The 22,230-nt window shown below is 27.8% G+C and carries 19 protein-coding genes, 2 tRNA genes and 1 rRNA gene; 18 read left to right on the forward strand and 4 right to left on the reverse strand.

What is annotated here, in order from left to right:
* Position 1: 1 nt before the first annotated feature.
* The 9 genes from uppS to WC356_00150 all read left to right on the forward strand — a co-directional run bounded on the left by uppS (position 2) and on the right by WC356_00150 (position 7,913).
* Positions 2-676 carry a polyprenyl diphosphate synthase gene (gene uppS, locus WC356_00110; protein MFA5381548.1) on the forward strand — a complete coding sequence of 225 codons (675 nt, stop codon included), beginning with the start codon at positions 2-4 and terminating at the stop codon, positions 674-676.
* Complete coding sequence (locus WC356_00115) at positions 673-990, forward strand: DUF192 domain-containing protein (protein MFA5381549.1); 318 nt, start codon at positions 673-675, stop codon at positions 988-990. Before uppS ends, WC356_00115 begins: the two co-directional genes overlap by 4 nt.
* Positions 991-1,001: 11 nt before the next feature.
* Complete coding sequence (locus WC356_00120) at positions 1,002-2,366, forward strand: ATPase, T2SS/T4P/T4SS family (GenBank protein MFA5381550.1); 1,365 nt, start codon at positions 1,002-1,004, stop codon at positions 2,364-2,366.
* 5 nt (positions 2,367-2,371) lie between these two features.
* Positions 2,372-4,102 carry a type II secretion system F family protein gene (locus WC356_00125; protein MFA5381551.1) on the forward strand — a complete coding sequence of 577 codons (1,731 nt, stop codon included), beginning with the start codon at positions 2,372-2,374 and terminating at the stop codon, positions 4,100-4,102.
* A gap of 65 nt (positions 4,103-4,167) precedes the next feature.
* A complete protein-coding gene (locus tag WC356_00130; GenBank protein ID MFA5381552.1) occupies positions 4,168-4,914 on the forward strand; it encodes a PAC2 family protein in 747 nt (248 codons plus the stop codon).
* A gap of 9 nt (positions 4,915-4,923) precedes the next feature.
* Positions 4,924-5,370: a hypothetical protein gene (locus WC356_00135; GenBank protein MFA5381553.1), complete on the forward strand. Its 447-nt coding sequence runs from the start codon at positions 4,924-4,926 to the stop codon at positions 5,368-5,370.
* A gap of 132 nt (positions 5,371-5,502) precedes the next feature.
* Positions 5,503-5,728: transfer RNA gene (locus WC356_00140), tRNA-Leu, on the forward strand.
* Between the two features lie 77 nt (positions 5,729-5,805).
* Positions 5,806-7,527, forward strand: a complete 1,722-nt coding sequence (locus WC356_00145) for a cation:proton antiporter (GenBank protein MFA5381554.1) — start codon at positions 5,806-5,808, stop codon at positions 7,525-7,527.
* 71 nt (positions 7,528-7,598) lie between these two features.
* On the forward strand, positions 7,599-7,913 hold the full coding sequence (locus tag WC356_00150) for a hypothetical protein (protein ID MFA5381555.1): 315 nt from the start codon (positions 7,599-7,601) through the stop codon (positions 7,911-7,913).
* Here WC356_00150 and WC356_00155 read toward each other — a convergent pair.
* Both WC356_00155 and WC356_00160 read right to left on the reverse strand, forming a co-directional pair.
* Complete coding sequence (locus tag WC356_00155) at positions 7,893-8,468, reverse strand: rRNA adenine N-6-methyltransferase family protein (GenBank protein MFA5381556.1); 576 nt, start codon at positions 8,466-8,468, stop codon at positions 7,893-7,895. The genes WC356_00150 and WC356_00155 overlap by 21 nt on opposite strands.
* An 8-nt stretch (positions 8,469-8,476) precedes the next feature.
* Entirely contained in the window at positions 8,477-9,337 is an 861-nt protein-coding gene (locus tag WC356_00160) for a UbiA family prenyltransferase (GenBank protein MFA5381557.1), read from the reverse strand.
* Positions 9,338-9,396: 59 nt separating this feature from the next.
* Here WC356_00160 and speB point away from each other — a divergent pair, with 59 nt between their 5' ends.
* Positions 9,397-10,260: an agmatinase gene (speB, locus tag WC356_00165; GenBank protein ID MFA5381558.1), complete on the forward strand. Its 864-nt coding sequence runs from the start codon at positions 9,397-9,399 to the stop codon at positions 10,258-10,260.
* Here speB and eno read toward each other — a convergent pair.
* Complete coding sequence (eno, locus tag WC356_00170) at positions 10,211-11,512, reverse strand: phosphopyruvate hydratase (GenBank protein MFA5381559.1); 1,302 nt, start codon at positions 11,510-11,512, stop codon at positions 10,211-10,213. The genes speB and eno overlap by 50 nt on opposite strands.
* 62 nt (positions 11,513-11,574) lie before the next feature.
* On the opposite strand from eno, the gene WC356_00175 reads away from it, so the two are divergent.
* The 8 genes from WC356_00175 (at position 11,575) to WC356_00210 (ending at position 21,039) form a co-directional block, all read left to right on the forward strand.
* On the forward strand, positions 11,575-12,378 hold the full coding sequence (locus WC356_00175) for a hypothetical protein (protein ID MFA5381560.1): 804 nt from the start codon (positions 11,575-11,577) through the stop codon (positions 12,376-12,378).
* Between the two features lie 10 nt (positions 12,379-12,388).
* Positions 12,389-13,918: a tRNA uridine(34) 5-carboxymethylaminomethyl modification radical SAM/GNAT enzyme Elp3 gene (locus WC356_00180; GenBank protein ID MFA5381561.1), complete on the forward strand. Its 1,530-nt coding sequence runs from the start codon at positions 12,389-12,391 to the stop codon at positions 13,916-13,918.
* Between the two features lie 31 nt (positions 13,919-13,949).
* Positions 13,950-14,723, forward strand: coding sequence for a hypothetical protein (locus WC356_00185; GenBank protein MFA5381562.1), 774 nt, complete (start codon positions 13,950-13,952; stop codon positions 14,721-14,723).
* Between the two features lie 271 nt (positions 14,724-14,994).
* Positions 14,995-16,742 (forward strand): 16S ribosomal RNA (locus tag WC356_00190).
* Positions 16,743-16,772: 30 nt separating this feature from the next.
* A complete protein-coding gene (locus WC356_00195; protein MFA5381563.1) occupies positions 16,773-17,606 on the forward strand; it encodes a hypothetical protein in 834 nt (277 codons plus the stop codon).
* A 445-nt stretch (positions 17,607-18,051) separates the two neighbouring features.
* Entirely contained in the window at positions 18,052-18,522 is a 471-nt protein-coding gene (locus tag WC356_00200; protein MFA5381564.1) for a hypothetical protein, read from the forward strand.
* A gap of 64 nt (positions 18,523-18,586) precedes the next feature.
* On the forward strand, positions 18,587-20,593 hold the full coding sequence (gene metG / locus WC356_00205) for a methionine--tRNA ligase (protein MFA5381565.1): 2,007 nt from the start codon (positions 18,587-18,589) through the stop codon (positions 20,591-20,593).
* A gap of 62 nt (positions 20,594-20,655) precedes the next feature.
* Positions 20,656-21,039, forward strand: a tRNA-Ala gene (locus WC356_00210).
* 379 nt (positions 21,040-21,418) lie between these two features.
* Here the strand turns inward: WC356_00210 and WC356_00215 are convergent.
* Positions 21,419-22,174: a hypothetical protein gene (locus tag WC356_00215; GenBank protein MFA5381566.1), complete on the reverse strand. Its 756-nt coding sequence runs from the start codon at positions 22,172-22,174 to the stop codon at positions 21,419-21,421.
* Positions 22,175-22,230: the final 56 nt, after the last annotated feature.

The raw sequence follows: 22,230 nt of genomic DNA on the forward strand, positions 1-22,230 counted from the left end.
AATGGAAAAACCAACACATATTGCAATTATACCTGATGGAAATAGAAGATGGGCAAAAGAAAATAAATTAGATTATATTTTAGGACATAAAAAAGGAACTGAAGTTCTAAGACAATTATTAGATTGGACAGGAGAATTAAATATACCTATATTAAGTATTTGGGGTTTTTCAACTGAAAATTTTAATAGAAATGAAAATGAAGTAAATTATTTATTTAATTTATTTAATGAAAAAATTGATGAATATCTAAAAGAACATGAAAAATATAAAGCAAAAATAAGATTCATTGGAGACAGAAGTAAATTTTCTAAAGAATTCACAAAAAAAATTGAAAAAGTAGAAGAATTAACAAAAAACAATAAAGATTTTCAATTAAATATTTTATTAAATTATGGAGGAAGAGAAGAAATTATAAAAATAATAAAAGAATTAAAAAATACTAAAGAAGAAACTACTGAAAAATTAATAGAAGACCATCTATATACTAATGGAATTCCTGATCCAGATTTAATAATACGAACCTCTGGAGAAAAAAGATTAAGTGGTTTAATGCCCTGGCAGTCAGTATACAGCGAATTATATTTTATAAATAAATTATGGCCAGATTTTACAAAAGAAGATCTAGAAAAAGCCATTGAAGAATATGGAAATAGAAAAAGAAGGTTTGGAAAATGATTATCCAAATAGATGAGATAGCAAATACATTTTTTTCAAAGGTAAGGGGTTTAATGTTCAGAAAAAATCCTAAAAGAATATTATTTATTTTTGATAAAGAAGGTATCTATTCCATTCACTCTTTTTTTGTGTTTTTTAAATTTGATGCTATTTATTTAGATAAAAATATGAAAATCGTAGAAATTTTTAAAAACATAAAACCATTTACTCCTTTAATAAAACCTACTAAAAAAGCTAAATATTTGTTGGAAATGGAAGTAGAAAGTGTTAAAAAGCTTAATTTACATAAAAATATCACTATTAAAACAAAATAGTGGTGTGTTTTATGCTAGGTTGGGTAATAAAAAAAGAAGAAGTAGATTATGTCTTAAACTTACCAAAACTAAGTATTGATGAAGAAAAAGTTATTTATGAGGTAGAAACTCTATTCAAAGAAGCTTCGAAATACGAAGACATAGATTCAAAAGAAAAAGCAAGAGAAAAAATAAAAAAAATAATTAAATTACATTTAACAGATAATCATATTCAAGCAGATAATGACCAATTAGAATATTTAACAGAAACTGCAACTGCACATATTTTTGGTTTTGGGTTTTTAGATAAATTACTACAAGATGATAATATTGAAGAGATTGCAATAATAGGATTGGATAAACCTGTTTATGTATATTTAAGAGATAAAGGATGGCAAAAAACTAATGGATATTTTACAGATTTAGATCTAATATTAGATATAATTAATAAAATGGCAAGACAATTAGGGAGAAGAATTACATATCAAAATCCAAAATTAAGTGCTATTTTACCAGACGGCTCAAGATTACATGCATCTATTCCTACTATTTCAAATACAGAGATAACAATAAGAAAAACAAAAGAGAATCCATTTACTATATTAGATCTAATAAATTATAAAACTATAAATGAGGAAGCATTAGCTTTATTATGGGTATTCATGCAGGCTGATTTATCAGTATTAATTTCAGGAAATACTGCAAGTGGAAAAACAACCTCTTTAAATGCATTATTTTCATTCATTCCATTAAATGAAAGAGTTTTAATTACTGAAGAAACACCAGAAATAAATATACCACACGAACACAAAGTCAATATGATTGCAAATTATGAATTGGGAATATCAATAAGTTCTCTAGTATCTGATAATTTAAGAATGAGACCAGATAGAGTAATTGTTGGAGAAGTAAGAAATACAGAAGAAGTACAAGCATTGATAGACACGATTTTAAGCGGACAAGCAAGAGGCAGTTATGCTACTTTTCACGCCCAATCTGCACATGAAACTTTAAGAAGACTGCATTCATTGGGAGTATTAGATATTGATTTACAATCAATTGATTTAATTATTGTTCAAAGAAGAATGATGAAATATGATATCAAAAAAAGAGAATCAAAAGAAATAAGGAGAATAATAGAAATATCTGAAGTTGATAAAGAAAATCCTATGAAAACAAACTATTTATTTGAATATGATTATGAAAAAGACATTCTAAAAAAGAAATATAAAAATTCAATGTTAATTGAAAAAATTAGAAAAAGTTTAGGGTTAACAGAAGAAGAATTAGAAGAAGAATTAAGAATAAGAACTGAATTTTTGAAAAAAATTAAAAAACAAAACTTAAATTTTGTGGATTCTGTAAAAGAAATACAAAATTTTGTCTTTAAAAAGTGAGAATAATGAAATTAGAAAAAATTGTTAAAAAATTTGAAAATATTCCATTAAGACGTCTTTTTTCTGAAAAATCATTAGAAACTTTAAAAATAGATATTAAAAAAGCAGATTTAAATTTTGAACCAAGAACATTTATGTGTTTTTGTTTAGCTTCTTCGTTATTATTAGGAAGTATAATTTTCTTTATACTAACAGTAATTGGATTTTTTATGTATGGTATAATTATTGGATTAATATTTTTTGCAATTTCTTTTTTTGGATTGAAATCAATACCAAAAATAGAAAAAAAGAAAAGAGCAGAATTGTTTGAAGCAGATTTACCTTTAGTTTTAAGATCAATTGCAATTCAATTAGAAATTAATATGGCTTTTGAAAAAACAATTGAATATGTTGTAGATTCAAAATACAATATTTCATATGAATTTGAAAGAGTTCTAAAAGAAATAAAAGCAGGTGCAAGTATACCAAAAGCATTTACTCATATGACAGAAAGAATTGAATCTACAATTATAAAAAGAGCAATAAATCAATTAATAATTACTTATGAAAGAGGAGGAAAAGGAGATTCATTAAAAAGAATAGCAAATGAATTAATTGATATTCAATTTTCAAAATTAAAAGAATTTGAATCTAAATTATCATTTATTGGATTAATGTTCATAGCTGTTGCATGTTTAATTCCTGCTTTTTTTCAAATATTTATAATAATTGGGGGAATGATGCTTCCAATAAATATAGAACCAATACATTTATGGATAATGTTTTTGTTTGTTTTTCCTTTTTTTGATTTGATAATCATCTTTATTATAAAATTAAAAACCCCAACTGCAACAGACTTAAGAAATTCCAATATAAAAAAGGATATTCATCAAATTGAAAGATATTTAAATGAAATAAATTTCCCATTTAAATTTAAAAAATTAATGATTATTTCAATTATTTTATCAAGTATTCTTGGAATTATTTTTATTTATCTCTCTTTAACTTTTTCTAATTTATTTATAGTCTTTGCTTTTTTAGCTTTCTTGTTTCCTATTTTAATTTATTTATATCTATCATATAAAATAGAAAAAAGAACTTTGCAAATGGAACATTCATTGCCTGATTTATTATTTCAAGCTGCCTCATTCCAAAAAGGTGCTGGAACAGAAGAACCAATAAAACAAATGTCTAGATATGACTATGGTCCCCTATCAAAAGAATATTCAATTGCATACAGACAAATAAAAGCAGGATTAAGTATTGAAACTGCTTTGACAAATATGTATGAAAGAAATGCTTCACCATTAATTGAAAGAGCAAATAAAATGCTTATTTATGGTTTTCAAACAGGCGCAGATATGTATCAAGCTTTAAGAGAAACTGCTGAAGATATGTTCTCTTTATTTTCATTAATAAGAGAAAGAAGGGCAGTATTATCTTTACAAAAATATACTATTTTAATTGGCGGTGCTATCTTAGTTCCATTAATTTTAGGAATTGTAATGCAGGTAGTTGGCGGATTAAATCTAAGTTTAATAATGGATTATTTAGGTCAAAAAGTAGATACCAAAGCAATTTATGAAACAAGTCTTATGGTGATTCCTATTTACTTAATTATATACTCATTATTATCAAGTTATATGATTGCTGATCAAGAAGGAGAACCAAAAAAAGCAATTATATATTTTATGTTTATGGCAATTATTTCATTTTTATTATTTAATATCTTCTCATCTACTCCTTTAATCTCTTAAAAATAAAGGCAAATTTATAAAACTTAGTATTGTATTCAAAACATAATACTAAGGAGGTCATACTAATGGCGATAGAATTTATTATAACTGAAAAAAAACCAGGATTAACAAAACCAATTTTACTTGAAGGTTTACCTGGATTAGGACTCGTTGGAACAATTGCTGCAAATTATATGGTAGAAAAATTAAAAATGAAACCTTATGGTTATATAATAAGTGAAAAATTTCCTCCTTTAATCGCTGTCCATAATCATGTTCCTGAGTATCCAATAAGACTTTACTATTCAAAACAACATAATTTAATTGTATTATTATCTGAATTTATAATCCCCTTATCTGCAGTAAAAGAACTATCTGATGAGATATATACTTTTTGTAAAAAAGAGAAAGTAAAACAAATAATTTCTTTAGGTAGTATAAATATTAAAGGAGCACAAGATACAGTATATATAATAACAAGTGATAAAAAAGACCTTGAAAAGATAAAAAAATTAAAAAAAGTTGAACTAATAAAAGAAGGAGCAACAACTGGAGTTACTGCAATGTTATTGGCGAAGGGAGCTGTTGAGAAGTTACCTGTAATATCTTTATTAGCAGAAGCTAATCCAGAATACGTTGACCCAAAAGCAGCTTCAATGGTATTACAAACTTTAAATTCTTTATTAAATTTGAAAATATGTACTGCACAATTAGATAAAGAAGCAAAAGAAATGGAAAAAAGAATTGAAGAGATTATACATAAAGGACAAGATGCACAAAAACAATACAAAGAAATAGAAGGTGGAGATAATTTTTCAAGTATGTATGGTTGAGGTGATGAAATGAAAAAAATAATTTCGTTTATTTTTTGTTTTTTAATGGTTTTTGCTTTTGCATCAGAAATAACTGGAAAAGATATAACTCAAGAACATCTAAATATGTTTAAACAAGAATACAACAAAAACATAAACCAAGTACCAGAAATTGCAATAAATTTATTTGGTAATGAAAAAATGAATTTATATGTTAAAGACTATGAAAATAAACCCATATTTATAATAATGGAAAAAGGAAATATGGAAAATATTGGTTTTGGAGAACTTAAAGATAAAACTATGAATGTATATACAGATGAAGATACAATCAAAAAAATAGCAAATAATGAAATAACTTTTGCTGAAGCACTCCAATATAATAAAATAAGATATGAAGGAATTGGAATAATTAATTCTATAAAAACCGGCATAGCAAATATTGGTATTACAATTTGGTCATGGTTTGTAAAATAAACTAACAAAAGCTTTTTTAAATACATTTATTTATACAATATTTACTAATCACGTAGAGATTAACATATTAAATGCAGGGGTGGCGGTTATATTTGAACAAAGTTCAAATGCCCGCCACCAATTATATTAAATGCAGGGGTGGCGGAGCCTGGTCAATCGCGCAGGACTTAAGTAAATCCCTTTTTCTTTGAAAAGAAAAAGGTTTTTATCCCAAAAAGAAACTTGGAAGAAATCCTGTGACTTAGTGTCTGCGAGGGTTCAATAAACTTTTTCTTTCTTACAAGAAAGTAAAAGTTTAATCAAAAAGAAAGAACTTGAAATAAGAAAGAAACTGGAAGAACAAATCCCTTCCCCTGCACTTATTTTTTCAAAAAAATAGAAAGCTTTATATAATTTATATTTATTCTACTAATTAAAATAAAAAGGTGGAAGAGATTGGACCCAGAAATATTTATTGAGTTAAGTAAAATTCTTGCAATAACTGTTTTTACTACAGGTTTATTTAGAATACTAAAACAGCCTGCAACTATTGGTTATATTTTTAGTGGAATTTTAGCAGGACCTTTTTTTTTAAATATTATTAATTCTACTGGGGAAACTATAACTACCTTTTCTCAGATAGGCGTAGCATTACTTCTATTTTTTGTTGGGCTAAATCTAAACCCAAAAGTAATAAAAGATATAGGAAAAATAGCAGTATTAACTGGTGTAGGACAAGTTTTATTTACAACAGGAATCGGGTATTTAATAATCATCTCACTTGGATTTCCAACTATCACTGCAATATATATGGCAATTGCTCTTGCTTTTAGTAGTACTATTATTATTATGAAATTATTATCTGATAAAGAGGATTTGGATTCACTTTATGGTAAAATATCAATTGGTTTTTTAATTGTTCAAGATTTTATCGCTATTATTTTATTATTAATTATTTCCTCAATGAGTACTGGAGGAGATTTAGCAGCATTAATGATTGAAACAGTAATAAAAGGATTAATAGGTATCTCTCTTCTAGTAGCAATAGCAATTTACTTCCTTCCAACTATTCTCAAAAAAATTGCAAAATCACAAGAATTCTTACTTTTATTTTCATTAGCTTGGTGTTTTGCAATTGCATCTATTTTTCATTATATTAATTTTTCAATTGAAGCTGGTGCGTTACTAGCAGGTGTTGCTTTATCTATTTCTCCATATCATTTTGAAATAAGCTCAAAAATGAAACCATTAAGAGATTTTTTTATAATTTTATTTTTTATAATGCTTGGTTCTCAAATGATATTCTCAAATATTTTTGAAAATATAAATTCTATATTAATTCTATCTATTTTTGTTTTGATTGGAAATCCATTAATAGTTATGATTCTTATGGGTTTAGAAGGATATACAAAAAGGAATGGATTTTTAGCAGGCTTAACTGTTGCACAAATAAGTGAATTCTCATTAATTGTTGTTGCAATGGGGGTATCTGTTGGACATATTACACAAGAAACTTTATCATTAGTAACTGCTATTGGATTAATAACTTTTGCAGGATCAACTTATATGATACTTTATTCTCACAAAATATATCCTATCCTATCAAAATACCTCTCTATTTTTGAAAGAAAAGGGAGAAAAGTTGATGAACATAAATATTATACAAATGAAGAATATGAAATAATTCTTTTTGGTTATAATAGAATTGGTTTTGATGTATTAGAATCTTTAAATAAATTGAAAAAAAGATATTTAATAATTGACTATAATCCTGATACTATAATTAATTTATGTAAAGAAGGGCATAATTGCAGATACGGTGATGCAAATGATAGTGAATTACTAGATGAATTAAATTTTTCTAAAACTAAAATGATAATCTCTACAATTCCTATTTTAGAAACTAATTCTTTAATTATTAATAAAATTCGAGAAAAAAATAAGAAAATAATACTTGTTGCTGTTGCATATCAAATAGATGAAGCACTTAAATTATATGGCGATGGAGCAACTTATGTAATAATGCCTCATTTCTTAGGTGGAAAACAATTTTCTTCAATGATTCAAAAAAATAAATTAGATACAAAAAAATTCTTAAAAGAAAGAAGAAAACATATAGATAGTATGGCATATAGAAAAAAATTAGGCCAAGATCACCCAAAAAGAGAAAAAGCATAAAAATAGCAGTTATAGAAAACCTTTTAAAGTGGTAAATATTTAAATAATATCACAAAAAACAAGGTGATAAAATGAAAACTGCAATAATAGGAAAAAATAATATTATTTTAATAGAAAAAAATGAAAGTGATTTAGGTGGAATAGAAATAAACGTTTCTTTTCAAAATAGGACTGGAACTAAACCAAAAATTAGTAAAGATATAGAAGCATTTAAACCATTAGAAATTGGGAAAAATCCAACTATATATGGAGAAAAAACAATTCAAAATATAGAAAAACGAATAAGAGCAAGAGAAGAAAAAAAAAGAAGAATTATTGAAGCAAGAGAAATTGGGAAAAGAATAGAAAATAAAGAAACAGAAAAATTATTTTCTAGCAAAAACTAAATATGCAGTATGTAAAAGACCATTATGAATTGGTCTTGTTCCTTTTTCTTTAACAATAAATTCTCTTTGAAAAGTCTCTATTGTAAAAATATCTTGAAATTTTAAATTTTCGCATTCATAAACAAACTCTTTAACTTGTTCTATATTAGTTAAATATCCAACTAAAAATTTTCCTTTTTTTAAACTATTTTTAGCATTTTTAATTGCTTTTTCAGCATTAGGCAAATCCAAAATAACTAAATCAACATTGGTTTCATCAAATTCTTCTTTTACAACATCTTGGTTTTTAATTTCAATATTTGATAGTAAGGAACGTTTTATATTTTCTTTAGCAAATTCAAAAAATTTTGTATCTCTTTCATAAGTATAAACTTTTTTACAAATATTTGCTAATGAAACTGTTAAAAAAGCACTTCCTGTTCCTGCTTCAATACAAATTGAATCTTTTCCTATTCCTGTATACGCAATTATTTGTCCAAAATCTTTTGGTAAAACTACTGCCGGACCTCCTCTTTTTAAATTTTCTAAAATGGGATTTAATCTTAATTCTTCCATATCATCACCTAAATCGCAGCTAACAAAAGCGCTATTAATCCAATAAATAATAAGATTAAACTTATATTTCTGTTTTTTCTTAAGAACTTTTGCGAATCATCTTTTATTAGTCTTATTGTTAAATAAATAAAACCAATATCACATACTAAAACTAAAATTAATGAAGGCAAGTATTGATTAAGTCCATAAATAAAAGGTAAAGGAGTTAAACAAATAAATAAAATATAAAATACTGAAGCTAAATATATTGATTTTTTAATTCCTATTTTCATTGGAAGTGTATCTGATTTTCTAGCTTTTTTATCTCCTTCAATATCTTCAATTGTTTTTATAATTTCTCTAGCTAGACCAACAAAAAATGCAACAATAAATAAAATTAAAATTGTGAAATTTAATTCTGAAGAATAAATATAATTTCCATAAATAAATGGAATCGCCATTGTAAATGCAATGTAAATATTTCCTAATAATGCAATATCTTTTAATTTGTAATTATAAAGTAAAGATAAAAATGCAAAACCAGTTGCTATAACAAAAGGTATTGGCCATGAATCAACAAAAGAAGAAGCTATGATTCCAATAAGATATGCAGTTAAACAAAAAATAATAACAAATTCCTTTGAAAAAACTCCTTTTGTAAGAGGCCGGTCTAATTTTTTATTTATTTTATCTGATTCAATATCTAAATAATCATTTAAAGCAAAAGCAGCCATTCCAATAAAAAATGGCGCGATTAATGACAAATATAAATTATAATCTAAAGATGGAAAAGAACCTAAAACTATTATCTGCGCAATCAAAACAGCAATAACTAACATTATAGAATGTTCTATTCTTACTAATTTCAAAAATTCAATAAATTTATTCATAAATAAACTATAATATGAAACATTTAAATACTTACAACCATATTAAATAATAGATATTTATGGAACCTTTTTACTCATTACCATATACCTTTTTAGGATTGGAAAAAACTAAAGAAGCCTTTCAAAGCGCAAAAGTAGTTATATTACTAGTTCCTTATGATGGAACTCAATATCCATACAAAGGCGCTGCTAATGGTCCAAGAGCAATAATAGAAGCTTCAAGACATATTGAAACATATGATCCTGAATTTGATAAAGATTTGGGAGATATTGGAATTTATACATTAGATGAATTAGAAATAAGTTTAGAAAGTTCTTTAGAAACAATAAAAAGAGTGCAAGAAACAATTGAAGAAATTTTAGATAATAAAAAATTTCCTTTACTTTTAGGTGGAGAACATTCTATTTCTTTAGGTGCAGTAAGAGCAATAAATGCAAAAATGGAAAATGTTTCTGTTCTACAATTAGATGCACACGCAGATTTAAGAGATGAGTTTAAAGGATGTAAATATGCGCACACGTGTGTAATGAGAAGAATAAATGAAATATCTCCACATTATATTGGAATAGGAATAAGAAGCATGTCAAAAGAAGAAAAAGAATTTATTGAAGAAAATAAATTAGATGTTTTTGGAATTGATTTTGACACAGATCAAATTTTAGAAAAATTAAAAGATAAAGTATATATTACAATTGATTTAGATGTATTTGATCCTTCTTTAATTCCTTCAGTTGGAAATCCAGAACCAGAAGGTTTATTTTGGATTGAAATTTTAGAATTACTAAAAAGAGTTTCTCAAGAAAAAGAAATTGTAGGAATAGATATAGTTGAATTATCTCCAAAAGAAAATAAAACATCAGATATTTTAACAGTTAAATTAATTTGTAAAATCTTAGGTTTTTCTTTCTTTTCAAAGTTTTAAAATTAACACCGGCATAAACTGCATTTTTACCTAATTTTTCTTCAATACGTAATAAACGATTGTATTTTGCAGTTCTTTCAGTTCTCGCAGGAGCTCCTGTTTTAATTTGGCCTGTTTCTAAACCAACTGCTAAATCTGCTATTAAAGTATCTTCTGTCTCCCCACTTCTGTGTGAAACAACAACATTTAATCCTCTTTGATAACATACTTTAACTGCTTCAAAAGACTCAGCTATTGTTCCAACCTGATTTACTTTTAATAATAAAGTATTCATTGAATTTTGGGAGATAGCTTTTTCAATTCTTTGTATATTAGTAACAGTTAAATCATCACCAATAATTTGAACATCTTCACCTATTCTTTTATTAAGAATTGAAAAAGAATTAAAATCCTCTTCATCAAAAGGATCTTCAATACTTATAATGGGATATTTTGCAACTAAATTTTCATAATAATCAACAAGTTCATAAGATTCTAAATTTTTGCCGTCTATAAAATATCTATTGGTGTGTTTATTATAAAAAGAAGAAGCTGCTGCATCTAATCCGATAAATACTTTACCTTCATACCCAGATTCTTTAATTGCATAAGTTATTGCATTTAATGCTTCTTCAGAGGTTTTAAAATTAGGTGCATATCCTCCTTCATCTCCAACATTTTTACTATTTTTTCCATAGTTTACTTCTAAATATTTACCTAAATTATGATATACTTCAGATCCCCATTGAATAGCTTCCTTAAATGAAGAAGCCATTATTGGAAGTATCATAAATTCTTGGATAGCAAGAGAATTACCGCCGTGCTGTCCTCCATTTATTATATTCATCATAGGAATAGGTAAAATTGTTCCACCTAAATATTCATATACTTCTTTCCTTTCTGCTTTTGCTGCTGCTTTTAACATTGCCATTGAAACGGCGGTTGTTGCGTTTGCACCTAAATTAGATTTATTTTGCATATTATCTAGTTTAATCATTTTTCTATCTAATTTGTTGTGAATAGAAATTTCTTCACCTTTCAATAAATTATTTATTTTTGTATTTACATTTTCTACTGCTTTTAAAACTCCCTTTCCTTTAAATCTTTTAATATCATTATCCCTTAATTCTAATGCTTCATGAATACCTGTTGATGCCCCACTTGGTGCTGCTGCTCGTGAAATCTTTGTTCCTATATATAAATCAACTTCTATTGTGGGATTTCCTCTAGAATCTAAAATTTCTCTAGCAAATAGTTTTTTTATTTTTGGCATAAAACCACCTAACCTCAATTAAAACAATAAGATTTATATTTTATACCTTTTTATATTTAATTATGAAATTAATTGCTATTATATTTATTATAATAATTGGAATGTGTTTTGCTTCAATTGAATTAATAGAACCAATATCAAAAAATGTAAAAAATGGGGAATTAATTTATTTAGGTGCAATAGGACCTGGTCAAACAATAGGCATCTCTTTTAATCCAGAAATTAAAGAAGGTGGAAAATACGGAACTGGTGGATTTTGGGATTATATTGAAGTGACCACAGTACCAGAAGAATGGAAATCCTCAGATAGTAAATTATATTCTAATCCTTCTCAAATTGAAATTACAGCTTCAAAAAATGCACCAGAAGGTAATTACAGTTCAACAATAACAATTTTTGATGAAGATAATGCTGATGAATTAGGAAATATAACATTATATTTAATAACTGAAATTAAACATGACATCATGGATTTTGAAGTTTCACCAAAAACAAAAATAACTGGGGCAAATCAACCAGCAGTTTTTACAATAAAAATAAAAAACAAAGGACTAGTACAAGATAAATTTGAAATAAGCTCTTCAGATATCCCTGATTGGACTTTTAAGAAAAGTGTTTATGTCCCTGGAAATAGTGAAAAAGAAATTTTATATGAAGTTGTTGGAAAAGAAAAGGCTGAATATGATATTTTTATAAAATCCACTTCAGAAAGTTCAGATATAATCACAGAATCTGAAAAGGTGCATATAAAAATAGAAACAAATCTAATTTCAGATTGGAAAGCAACAAATAATGGATTATTAATTTTTCCTATTATTGAAGCTCCTATTTATTCTTTAATGGGTTTAATAAGTAACTTATTCTAGTTGATATAAAATGAAAAAAGCAATTGAAGAAATAGTTAAAGAATTCCTTAAAAATCCAGAAAAAGATATTGAATTAATTAAAAGAGAGATATGTAAAAAATACTCTTTGAAAACATTTATACGAAATTCAGATATAATAAAAGAATTAAAACAAGAAAAAAAATTAGATAAAAATTTATTATTAATATTAAAAAAATCTCCTTCTAGAACTATGTCTGGAGTAACTCCTGTTGCAGTAATGTCTTTTTCTGGCTGTCCACATTCTGGGTGCATTTATTGTCCTCGCGGAAAAGAAGCTGCTCAAAGTTATACTGGAGAAGAACCTGCTGCTTTAAGAGCAAGACAAAATAATTTTGATGCTTATAAACAAGTTAAAGCACGTTTAAAACAATATAAAGAAATGGGACATTCGATGGACAAATGCGAATTAATAATAATGGGAGGTACATTTTTATCAAATAAAGAAAAATATAAAAAATCATTTATCAAAGACTGTTTTGATGCTTTTAATAATAAAAAAAGTAAAACATTAAAAGAAGCCCAAAAATTAAACGAAAAGGCAGAACATAGAATTGTAGGTTTAACAATTGAAACTCGGCCGGATTATGTTTTTATTGATGAAATGCTTTCATATGGATGCACTCGTGTAGAATTAGGAGTTCAAGTTTTATCTGATAAAATTTATAAAAAAGTTAATAGGGGCCATTCATTAAAAGATGTAATTGATGCAACTAAAAAATGTAAAGAAGCAGGTCTTAAAATAACATATCACATTATGCCTGGCCTATTTCAAACACCAAAACAAGATATTCAAATGTTTAAAAAATTATTTTCTGATTCTGATTTTAAACCAGACATGCTTAAAATTTATCCAACAATGGTTATGGAAAATACAAAACTTTATGATATATGGAAAAAAGGAAAATTCAAACCTTATTCTGCTGAACAAGCAGCAGAAGTAATTTCTGAATGCTATAAATATATTCCAGAATACGTTCGTGTTATGCGTGTTCAAAGAGATATCCCTACTCCTTTAATTACGGCAGGAGTTGAAAAAAGCAATTTAAGACAATTAGTTGAAGAAAAATGTAAAAAGAAAAAAATTAAAATTAAAGAAATACGTTATAGAGAAGCAGGATTGCAAAAATATAAATTTGGAAAAGATATTCAAGAAAAAAATATTAAATTAAAAATAAAAAAATATACTGCTTCTGAAGGAACAGAATATTTCATTTCTTTTGAAGACACAAAAAATAATATTTTAATTGGTTTTGTACGTTTAAGAATTTGCGCAGATAAAAAAGCAATTGTTAGAGAACTTCATGTTTATGGTTCTGAAATAAATATTGGTTTAGATTCTAATGAATCAGTTCAACATAAAGGATATGGAAAGCGCTTGTTAAAAAAAGCAGAGGAAATTACAAAGAAAAATAAAATAAATAAATTATATATTATTTCAGGTATTGGTGTGCGCGAATATTATTACAAATTAGGATATTCTTTAGATGGTTTTTATGTTAGTAAAATCATTAATAAATAGATTTATAAAGAGTGGTAAGTAGAATATTATTATGTTTAAAGACCAAGAGCGCATCAAAAAAATAAAATCCTCAATTAAAGAAAGGATAGAAGACCAAAGAAGAGCATTCAAAGATTTTAAAAGTTATGCGCCTAATATACCCAACTCCTCACAAGAAAAAATAAGAAAAAAATGGGATAATTTAAAACCAATAATAAGTAATTTAGAAGAATTATTAAAAAAAGAACCAACATTTGATAATATTTTAAAACTATTTGAAGGGGTAAATGATTTAGAAGAAAATCCATTAGGTTTTGGAAAAGTTCCAGGTAATGAACTTTTAAATGAAATCTTACTTTCTGAAGAATATATAGGATACATTAATACTATCCTTAAAAAAATAAATATGATTGATATTTCTTCAATAGAAATTTCAAAAAAAGATTTAATTGATGTTTTAGAGAGAACAAAAAATATCCCAGAAAATCATGAACTTTGGGGAACAGCAAGATTAAATAAAAATAAATTAGAAATATCTTCATGTGGTCTAAACACAAAACCCCTTTCGGCAGATGCTAGATTTTCTACTTTAATTTTTTCAAACTCACTATTTTATTGGCATACGCACCCAAAGGGAACTAATACTAATTTTTCGTGGGATGATAAAATGAGTTCAGAAATAAATAGAATTCCTCTTATATTAATTACAGAAGAGAATGAAGAATATATTGCAAAAATTTATGTCCCCTTTTCTTTATATACACAAACACCACATAGTAAATTTAAAGAACTAAAAGGTTTTACATACTCATTAATCATTTGTTAAATTAATAAATTCAAAATCCTAACAAAACATTTATAAAGAGATGTCATCTATAACTATAACACTAATTTTATTTCCAACGTGCGCTTGCGCAAACGAGGAAATTCTTAACTCTTGAAAAAGAGTAACTTTTGTAAATTGAAATCTAATTATTATTGGATTTGTCGCAGGCTTCAAATGTATTGATAAAAGGAGTAAAAGACGTAAGTGGTGAAAACCCAAAAGTCAATTCAAGTCTTGTTAATACAGTATAGTGTGCTCAAAAATAGGATCAATTCCAGTTGATCCTGCTGGAGGGTACTGCTTTCAGAATTCGATTAAGCCATGCAAGTCAGCCCTTTCACTTGGAAGGACGGCAAACGGCTGAGTAACACGTAGTCAATCTGCCCTAAGGACGAACATAACCTTGAGAAATTGAGGGGAATCTTCGATAGATAATAGATACTGGAATGTTCTATTGTCCAAATAGATTGTGAATTGGAGCAATTCTGCCTTAGGATGAGACTGCGGCCGATCAGGCTGTTGGTGAGGTAACTGCTCACCAAACCTATAATCGGTAGGGGCATTGGGAGATGGAGCCCCCAGAAGGGAACTGAGACAAGGTCCCTAGCCCTACGGGGTGCAGCAGGCGCGAAACCTTTACAATGCACGAAAGTGTGATAAGGGAATTCTGAGTGGTAGTGGACAAAGTTCGCTGCCTTTTGCTAAGTGTAAACAGCTTGGCGAATAAGGACTGGGTAAGATCGGTGCCAGCCGCCGCGGTAATACCGACAGTTCGAGTGGTGCCCACGAATACTGGGTCTAGAGAGTCTGTAGCCTGTTAAATAAGTTCACTGTGAAATCTTGGAGCCCAACTTCAAGGCGTGCAGTGAATACTGTTTGACTTGAGAACGGAGGAGGTCAGGAGTACTCATAGGGTATGGGTTAAATCAAGTGATCCTATGAGGACTATCAGTGGCGAAAAGCTTTTCTTAGAAAGAAAAGCTTGCAAAAGAAGCTAAGAAAGGCTTCGCTAAGGCGCCTGACTAATACGTATCTGACGGTGAGAGACGAAGGCCAGGGGAGCAAACGGGATTAGATACCCCGGTAGTCCTGGCAGTAAATTATGCAGACTTGGTGTTATTTTACCTTTGAGGTATAATAGTGCCGAAGCGAAGGCGTTAAGTCTGCCACCTGGGGAGTACGATCGCAAGATTGAAACTTAAAGGAATTGGCGGGGGAACTTACGATAAGATTTTAATAGTTTAATAAATAAACAACTTATGCAAAAAAATAATTTATCCTATCTTGCAGGACTTATAGCTGCAGATGGCCATATATCTAATAACAAAAAAACAAGATGTTTTAGATTTAGAATTTATAGTAAAAATACAATATTATTTTTAAACAAAATTGGATTTGAACATCCAAAAAAAATCTTATCGTATCCCATACCACCAGGGGTGGAAGCTGCGGTTCAATTGGATGAAACGCCTGGAATATTACCTGGGGCGACAGCAGAATGACGGTCAGACTAAAGATCTTGCCAGACGCGCTGAGAAGTGTTGCATGGCCATCGTCAGCTCGTGCCGTGAGGTGTCAGGTTAAGTCCTGTAACGAGCGAGACCCTTGCTCTTAGTTGCTATCTATGTCTCCGGATATGGAGCACTCTAGGAGGACTGCCCGCGTTAAGTGGGAGGAAGCTGAGGGCTACGGTAGGTCAGTATGACCTGAATCCCCAGGGCTACACGCGGCTTACAAAGACCGGGCCAATGGGCAGCAACTCCGAAAGGAGAAGCCAATCTCAAAAACCCGGCCTAAGTTCGGATCGTGGGTTGAAACTCACCCACGTGAAGCTGGAATCCCTAGTAATCGCATGTAAGGATCGTGCGATGAATACGTCCCCGTTCCTTGCACACACCGCCCGTCAAATCACCCAAGCGAGGTGTTGATGAGGCGCTAATTTCGGTTAGTGTCGAGTCTATGCTTTGTGAGGGGGGTTAACCACAAAATATAAATGTTTTTATATTTTGTGGGCCTAAAGTCGTAAAATGGCGAGAGGGGTGTTTTCAAGTGAGTTGGTTTTTAGGTATATTATTAGGTGATGGATATATAGATGACAGACATATAGAAATACACAATTCTTCAAAAACAATTATATCTGAAGTAGTTAGAGTTATTAAAGAAGAATTAAATTTCCCATTAACACACATTAAAGTAGATGTATATTCTAATAATTGTAAATCATGTATAAAATGGTCTAAATTCTTAAAAATTCCTTTACAAAATGTCAAAACAAAGAAAAATTTAAGTCCATGGACAACTAATTTAGAAAGAGTAAGAATTAGGATTGCATCAAAAGATATGGTTAATTTAATTAAAGAAAAACTTAAAAATAAAGAGAAGTGGACTATTAAAAACAAAAGACTCTTTATCAAAGGTTTATTTGATGCAGAAGCCCATGTTGATTATAAAGGATATATAGAATTTAAACAAAAAGCAGACCCTAAAAAAATTAAAATGGTTAAAAATATATTTAAAGAACTAACAATTAATAAAATTAAATGTACAAAACCCAAAATCAAAAATGATACTACAAAACAAAAACAAGACATATATTTCTGTGTTAAAGATCTTGAAAAATATAATAATCTTATAGGATTTATAGATAGAAAAAAACAAGAGACATTAAATCTCTTGATTGAGATTTCTAAACTCAAAAAAGATCCAACAGAAGAAGAGATATTAAATGTTTTTGGTAAAAAAGATATTACTATTGCATATTTAATGAAAGAATTAAAATGTTCTTATTATAAAACCAGAAAAGTATTGATATTTTTATCTAAAAAAAGATTAATAATAAAAAATAAGCTTGGAAACAAACATACCTATCTCGTTGTTCGATAAACAAGGTATCCGTAGGGGAACCTGCGGATAGATCACCTCCTTAATTAAATATTTAAGGAAAAACCAATAATAAATTTGTATGTTGCAAGATGATTTTAGGAAATACACCAATATGTATTTTACTCCTATCAAATTACATTTGAAGCTATTCGCTTCAAAATTTTCAATCAGAGATTGAAATTTTTTGAAGTTTTTATAATTTTATAAAAATTAGTGTAAACTTTGTAAAAAAATGGGGCCACTGAGATTTTCATAAAATAAATCTCTTTTGAATTTCCGAAATCAAATTTTCTTTTTTGGATAAAGACTTTTTTCTTTTTCTAAAAGAAAAAAGGATTTACTCAGATCCCTGGTCCCCGAAACCAGGAGGATAACCAGATTACCCTATAGCCCCATTAAATTATAAAACATTAAAAATATAAATACAAACAAATAATAGAATTATATGAAAATTAAATTAACTCCGGAAATGAGCTATGTAATTGGTTTGTGGAAACTAAAAAAAACAACTGAAGGCATAGGAATTTCTGGAAATGAAAATTTAAGAACAGCTTTTATTAAAGGAATAATAACTGCAAAATTAACTACTTCTGATAAAATACAAATTGATAGAATGAAAGTATTTTTTTATCATACTGCATATAGAAAATATTTTCAAGATATACTAAAAGAACAAGAAGATAAATTCAAATACCATAATGAATATTCAAAAGCATTTTTAGCAGGATTATATGATGCAAAAGGAGGAGAATCTAGAGATAAAAAATTTATTTATATAGTTGATGCAGATAAACATGATGAAATGACCTGTTTAAGATTGGGTTTCAAAGTAAAATTATTTAAAAAACAATTATTAATTGCAAATAAAAATGAATTTTTAGCATATATTGGAAAATATAGAAAAATGGATGTTTAAACAAATAATTTAAAATCATTCATCTTTAATACATATTAAATTTATTTAAAATTGGGTGTTTAAAATGAAAAAATTTTATATTACAACTGCAATTCCTTTTGTTAATGCAACTCCACATTTAGGTCATGTATTAGAATACGTTCAGACAGATGTGATTGCTAGATATCACAGACTTTTAAATGAAGACGTTTTTTTCTTAACTGGTACTGATGAAAATAGTTTAAAAAACGTACAAGCAGCAGAAAAAAAAGGAATATCAACTCAAGAATTATGTGATAAAAATACTGCTGTTTTTATTGAAGTATGTAAAAAATATAATATTTCATATAATAATTTTATAAGAACTTCAAATAAAGAAAAACATTTTCCAGGAGTAAAAAAATTATGGGAATTAAGTTATAAAAATGAAGATATTTACAAAAAAAAATATAGGGGTTTATATTGTGTAGGATGTGAATGTTTTTATAAAGAAGATGAATTAGAAAAACACGGAGAAGAATATTTTTGTCCAGAACATAAAAAACCAGTTGAAATTATTGAAGAAGAAAATTACTTTTTTAAATTATCAAAATATGAAAACCAATTAATAGAATTAATAGGAAATGACATTTATAAAATAATACCAGAATCAAGGAAAAATGAAGTAATAAGTTTTATACAAAGTGGATTAGAAGATTTTAGTGTATCCAGGTCAAAAGAAAGAGCACATGGGTGGGGAATACCTGTTCCAGATGATGAAAATCAAATAATGTATGTATGGTATGATGCACTGAGTAATTATTTAACTGGTATTGGATATCCAGATGAAAAATATAAAAATTGGTGGCCGGCAGATATACATGCAATTGGAAAAGGAATCACAAGATTTCATGCTGTTTATTGGCCTGCAATGTTATTGTCAGCAGGAATTGAATTACCAAAAAATTTATTCATACATGGCTATATCACAATAGAGGGAGAAAAAATGAGTAAGTCTTTAGGAAATATTAAAGATCCCTTAGAAATAATAGATAAATATGAAATAGATAGTGTAAGATATTATTTATTAAGTGGAATCCCGACCTTTTTAGATGGAGATTTCTCAGAAATAAAATTAATTGAAATTAATAATAATGAATTAGTTGCTAATTTTGGGAATTTAGTTAATAGAACTATGGTTTTTGCTAATAGATACTTCGAATCTAAAATTCCAGGATTTGAATTAAATGAAAAAGATAAAGAATTTATTGAAAAACAAAAATTAATATACAAAGAAATAGAAAATTTATTAAATGAAAATAATATTAGAGACTCTTTAGATAAAATTATGTTAGTTTCAAAAAATTCAAACCAATATTTTCAAGAAAATGAACCTTGGAAATTAAATAAAGAAAATAAAGAAAGATGTGGAACTGTTATTTATGTTTTATTAAATCAAGTAAAAGATTTAGCTATTTTAATAAATCCATTTTTACCTAATGCTTCTGAAAAAATATTTAAACAATTAAATACTGAAAATAAAAAATGGGATAATTTAGGAGAATTGAGTTTGGAAAAAAATTCAAAATTAAATGAAGCAGAAATATTATTTAAAAAAATAGAAGAAATAAAAGAGATAAAAGAAGAAATACAAGAAATAGATTTAGAAGTTGCACAAATAATTGAAATTAAAAAACATCCAGAAGCAGAAAAATTATATATTGAAAAATTAAAAACTTCAGAAGGTGAAAAAACTATTGTTTCTGGACTTGCCCCCTATTATTCAAAAGAAGAATTGATTAATAAAAAAATCATTTGGTTTAAAAATTTAAAACCTGCAAAATTACGGGGCATAATATCTGAAGGTATGTTATTAGCGGGGGGAGATAAAGAAGGAAAAATTGAAGTTATTGATTGCAAAGATTTTGAAATCGGAGATAAAATTTTAATTCAAGGAATAAAACAAGAATATAAAAAAGAAATAGATTTTAAAGAATTCCAAAAAATTAAATTTAATATAGAAAATAATAATTTATTTATAAATGGAAAACAGCTTTTTATTGAAAATAAACCAATAAAAACAGAAAAAATCAAAGAAGGGAAAGTTAGTTAAATTTATAAAGAGTTTTAAAGATAATATTTCTCACAATTTAACTTTGTTAAATTGTAGAATATGGGCCTGTAGCGCAGCGGTCGACCTTTTTTCTTTCTTGGAAGAAAGAAAAAAGCTACGTTACCAAAAAAGAAAGAACAGAAGTTGTTCTAATTAATATTGGTAAAAGTATTTGTTCGCTAAAGCGCGCCTGCTTTGCATAGCCTTTCTTTTCTTAAAAGAAAAGAAACCCTAAGGAAAGAAAAGAACTAGGAAAGGTTCCAGAAAAATCGCTTCTCCTCAAAGGAGGGGGATCAGGAAAAACGTCAAACTGAGGGGGAACCTAGGTTCCCACGCGGTTCCGAAAGCAGGAGGCCGGGGGTTCAATTAAATCCCTTTTTCTTTGAAAAGAAAAAGGTCTTTATCCCAAAAAGAAATTGGGAAATGAACAATTCCCCCCAGGTCCATTTTTTATTTTAAAGTCCCATAGTCTAGTAACCTTTTTCTTTCTTTAAAAAGAAAGTAAAAGCTTAACCAAAAAGAAAGAAATTCTGATTAAAAAATCAGAAAAGGTTGGACATTGGTCAAGGATATCAGCCTTTGGTAGCCTTTTTCTTTCCCGAAAGAAAAACCCTAGGGAAAAAGAAAGGGTAAAGAAAGCTGAGGACCCCGGTTCGAATACACTTTTTTCTTTTTTAAGAAAAAAGAAAAACCTGTACTAAAAAGAAAAAACAGGAAATGAGAATCCGGGTGGGACTATTTTCTTTTTTTCAAAAATAAATTTAGAATAAAATTAAAATTAATTATATAAAAATGGAAAACAAAAAGAAAAAAACTAAAAAAACTTTACTCGCTACCTGCGGTAGCGTCGGTATAAAACAGCCTGAAGGAATAGCCAAGCCTGCCGCCGAAGCTGAGGTTCCCGCCGCCGACGCACCCGCCGCCATGCGGAAAGCCAGCCATTTCTCCATTATATCTTATCCAAACATACAGTTCTAAGTTTGAATTTGCGTCTTTATTTGGTAAACCTGTTTCTAAATCTATTTTACATGTTCCATTTTTTGTTATTTTTGCTGCTGTGATTGGATCAAATTTTCCGTTTTGTATTATCCATTCAGTAAATCCAGTTATTGGATGTGTTGCTATTGTTATTTTTGGTTGTATAAATGATAACATATCTTTTTCAGGATTAAAAGAAATACCTGTTACGTCTGTTATTATTCTATTATTTTCTTCTTCAAATACAATTGCATTTGATATTTCATCTATTTTTTTACCTGTTAAGGAATTATTATCTAATTGGTCTTTTGATACTGGACATTCAAAAATTGATACTGGACCAGGTTTTTTATTTGTATCTGCAATAGATTGTCCTAAAATCCAGCCAAATGGGGTTTCAAATTCTTTTATTGCTTCTTCTCTTAATTTTCCTTTTTCGTCATAAAAAACTTTTATATGTTCAGGAATTGTAATTCCTCTTTTTGTTTTATCTTCTACGAAATTTCCAAATGCTTCTAAAGGAGTCATATCATTTTTAAAAGCTCCTATTTTCGGAATATTTGGTTTTGGTATTTCAACTTTTCTAAATATTATATCTGACATATTTCATCCCTCCCAAAAATTATATTTTTGTTATTTAATATATTGTTTTATGGGTT

Source organism: Candidatus Micrarchaeia archaeon (genome assembly GCA_041653315.1).
Lineage (GTDB): Archaea > Micrarchaeota > Micrarchaeia > Anstonellales > JAHKLY01 > JAHKLY01.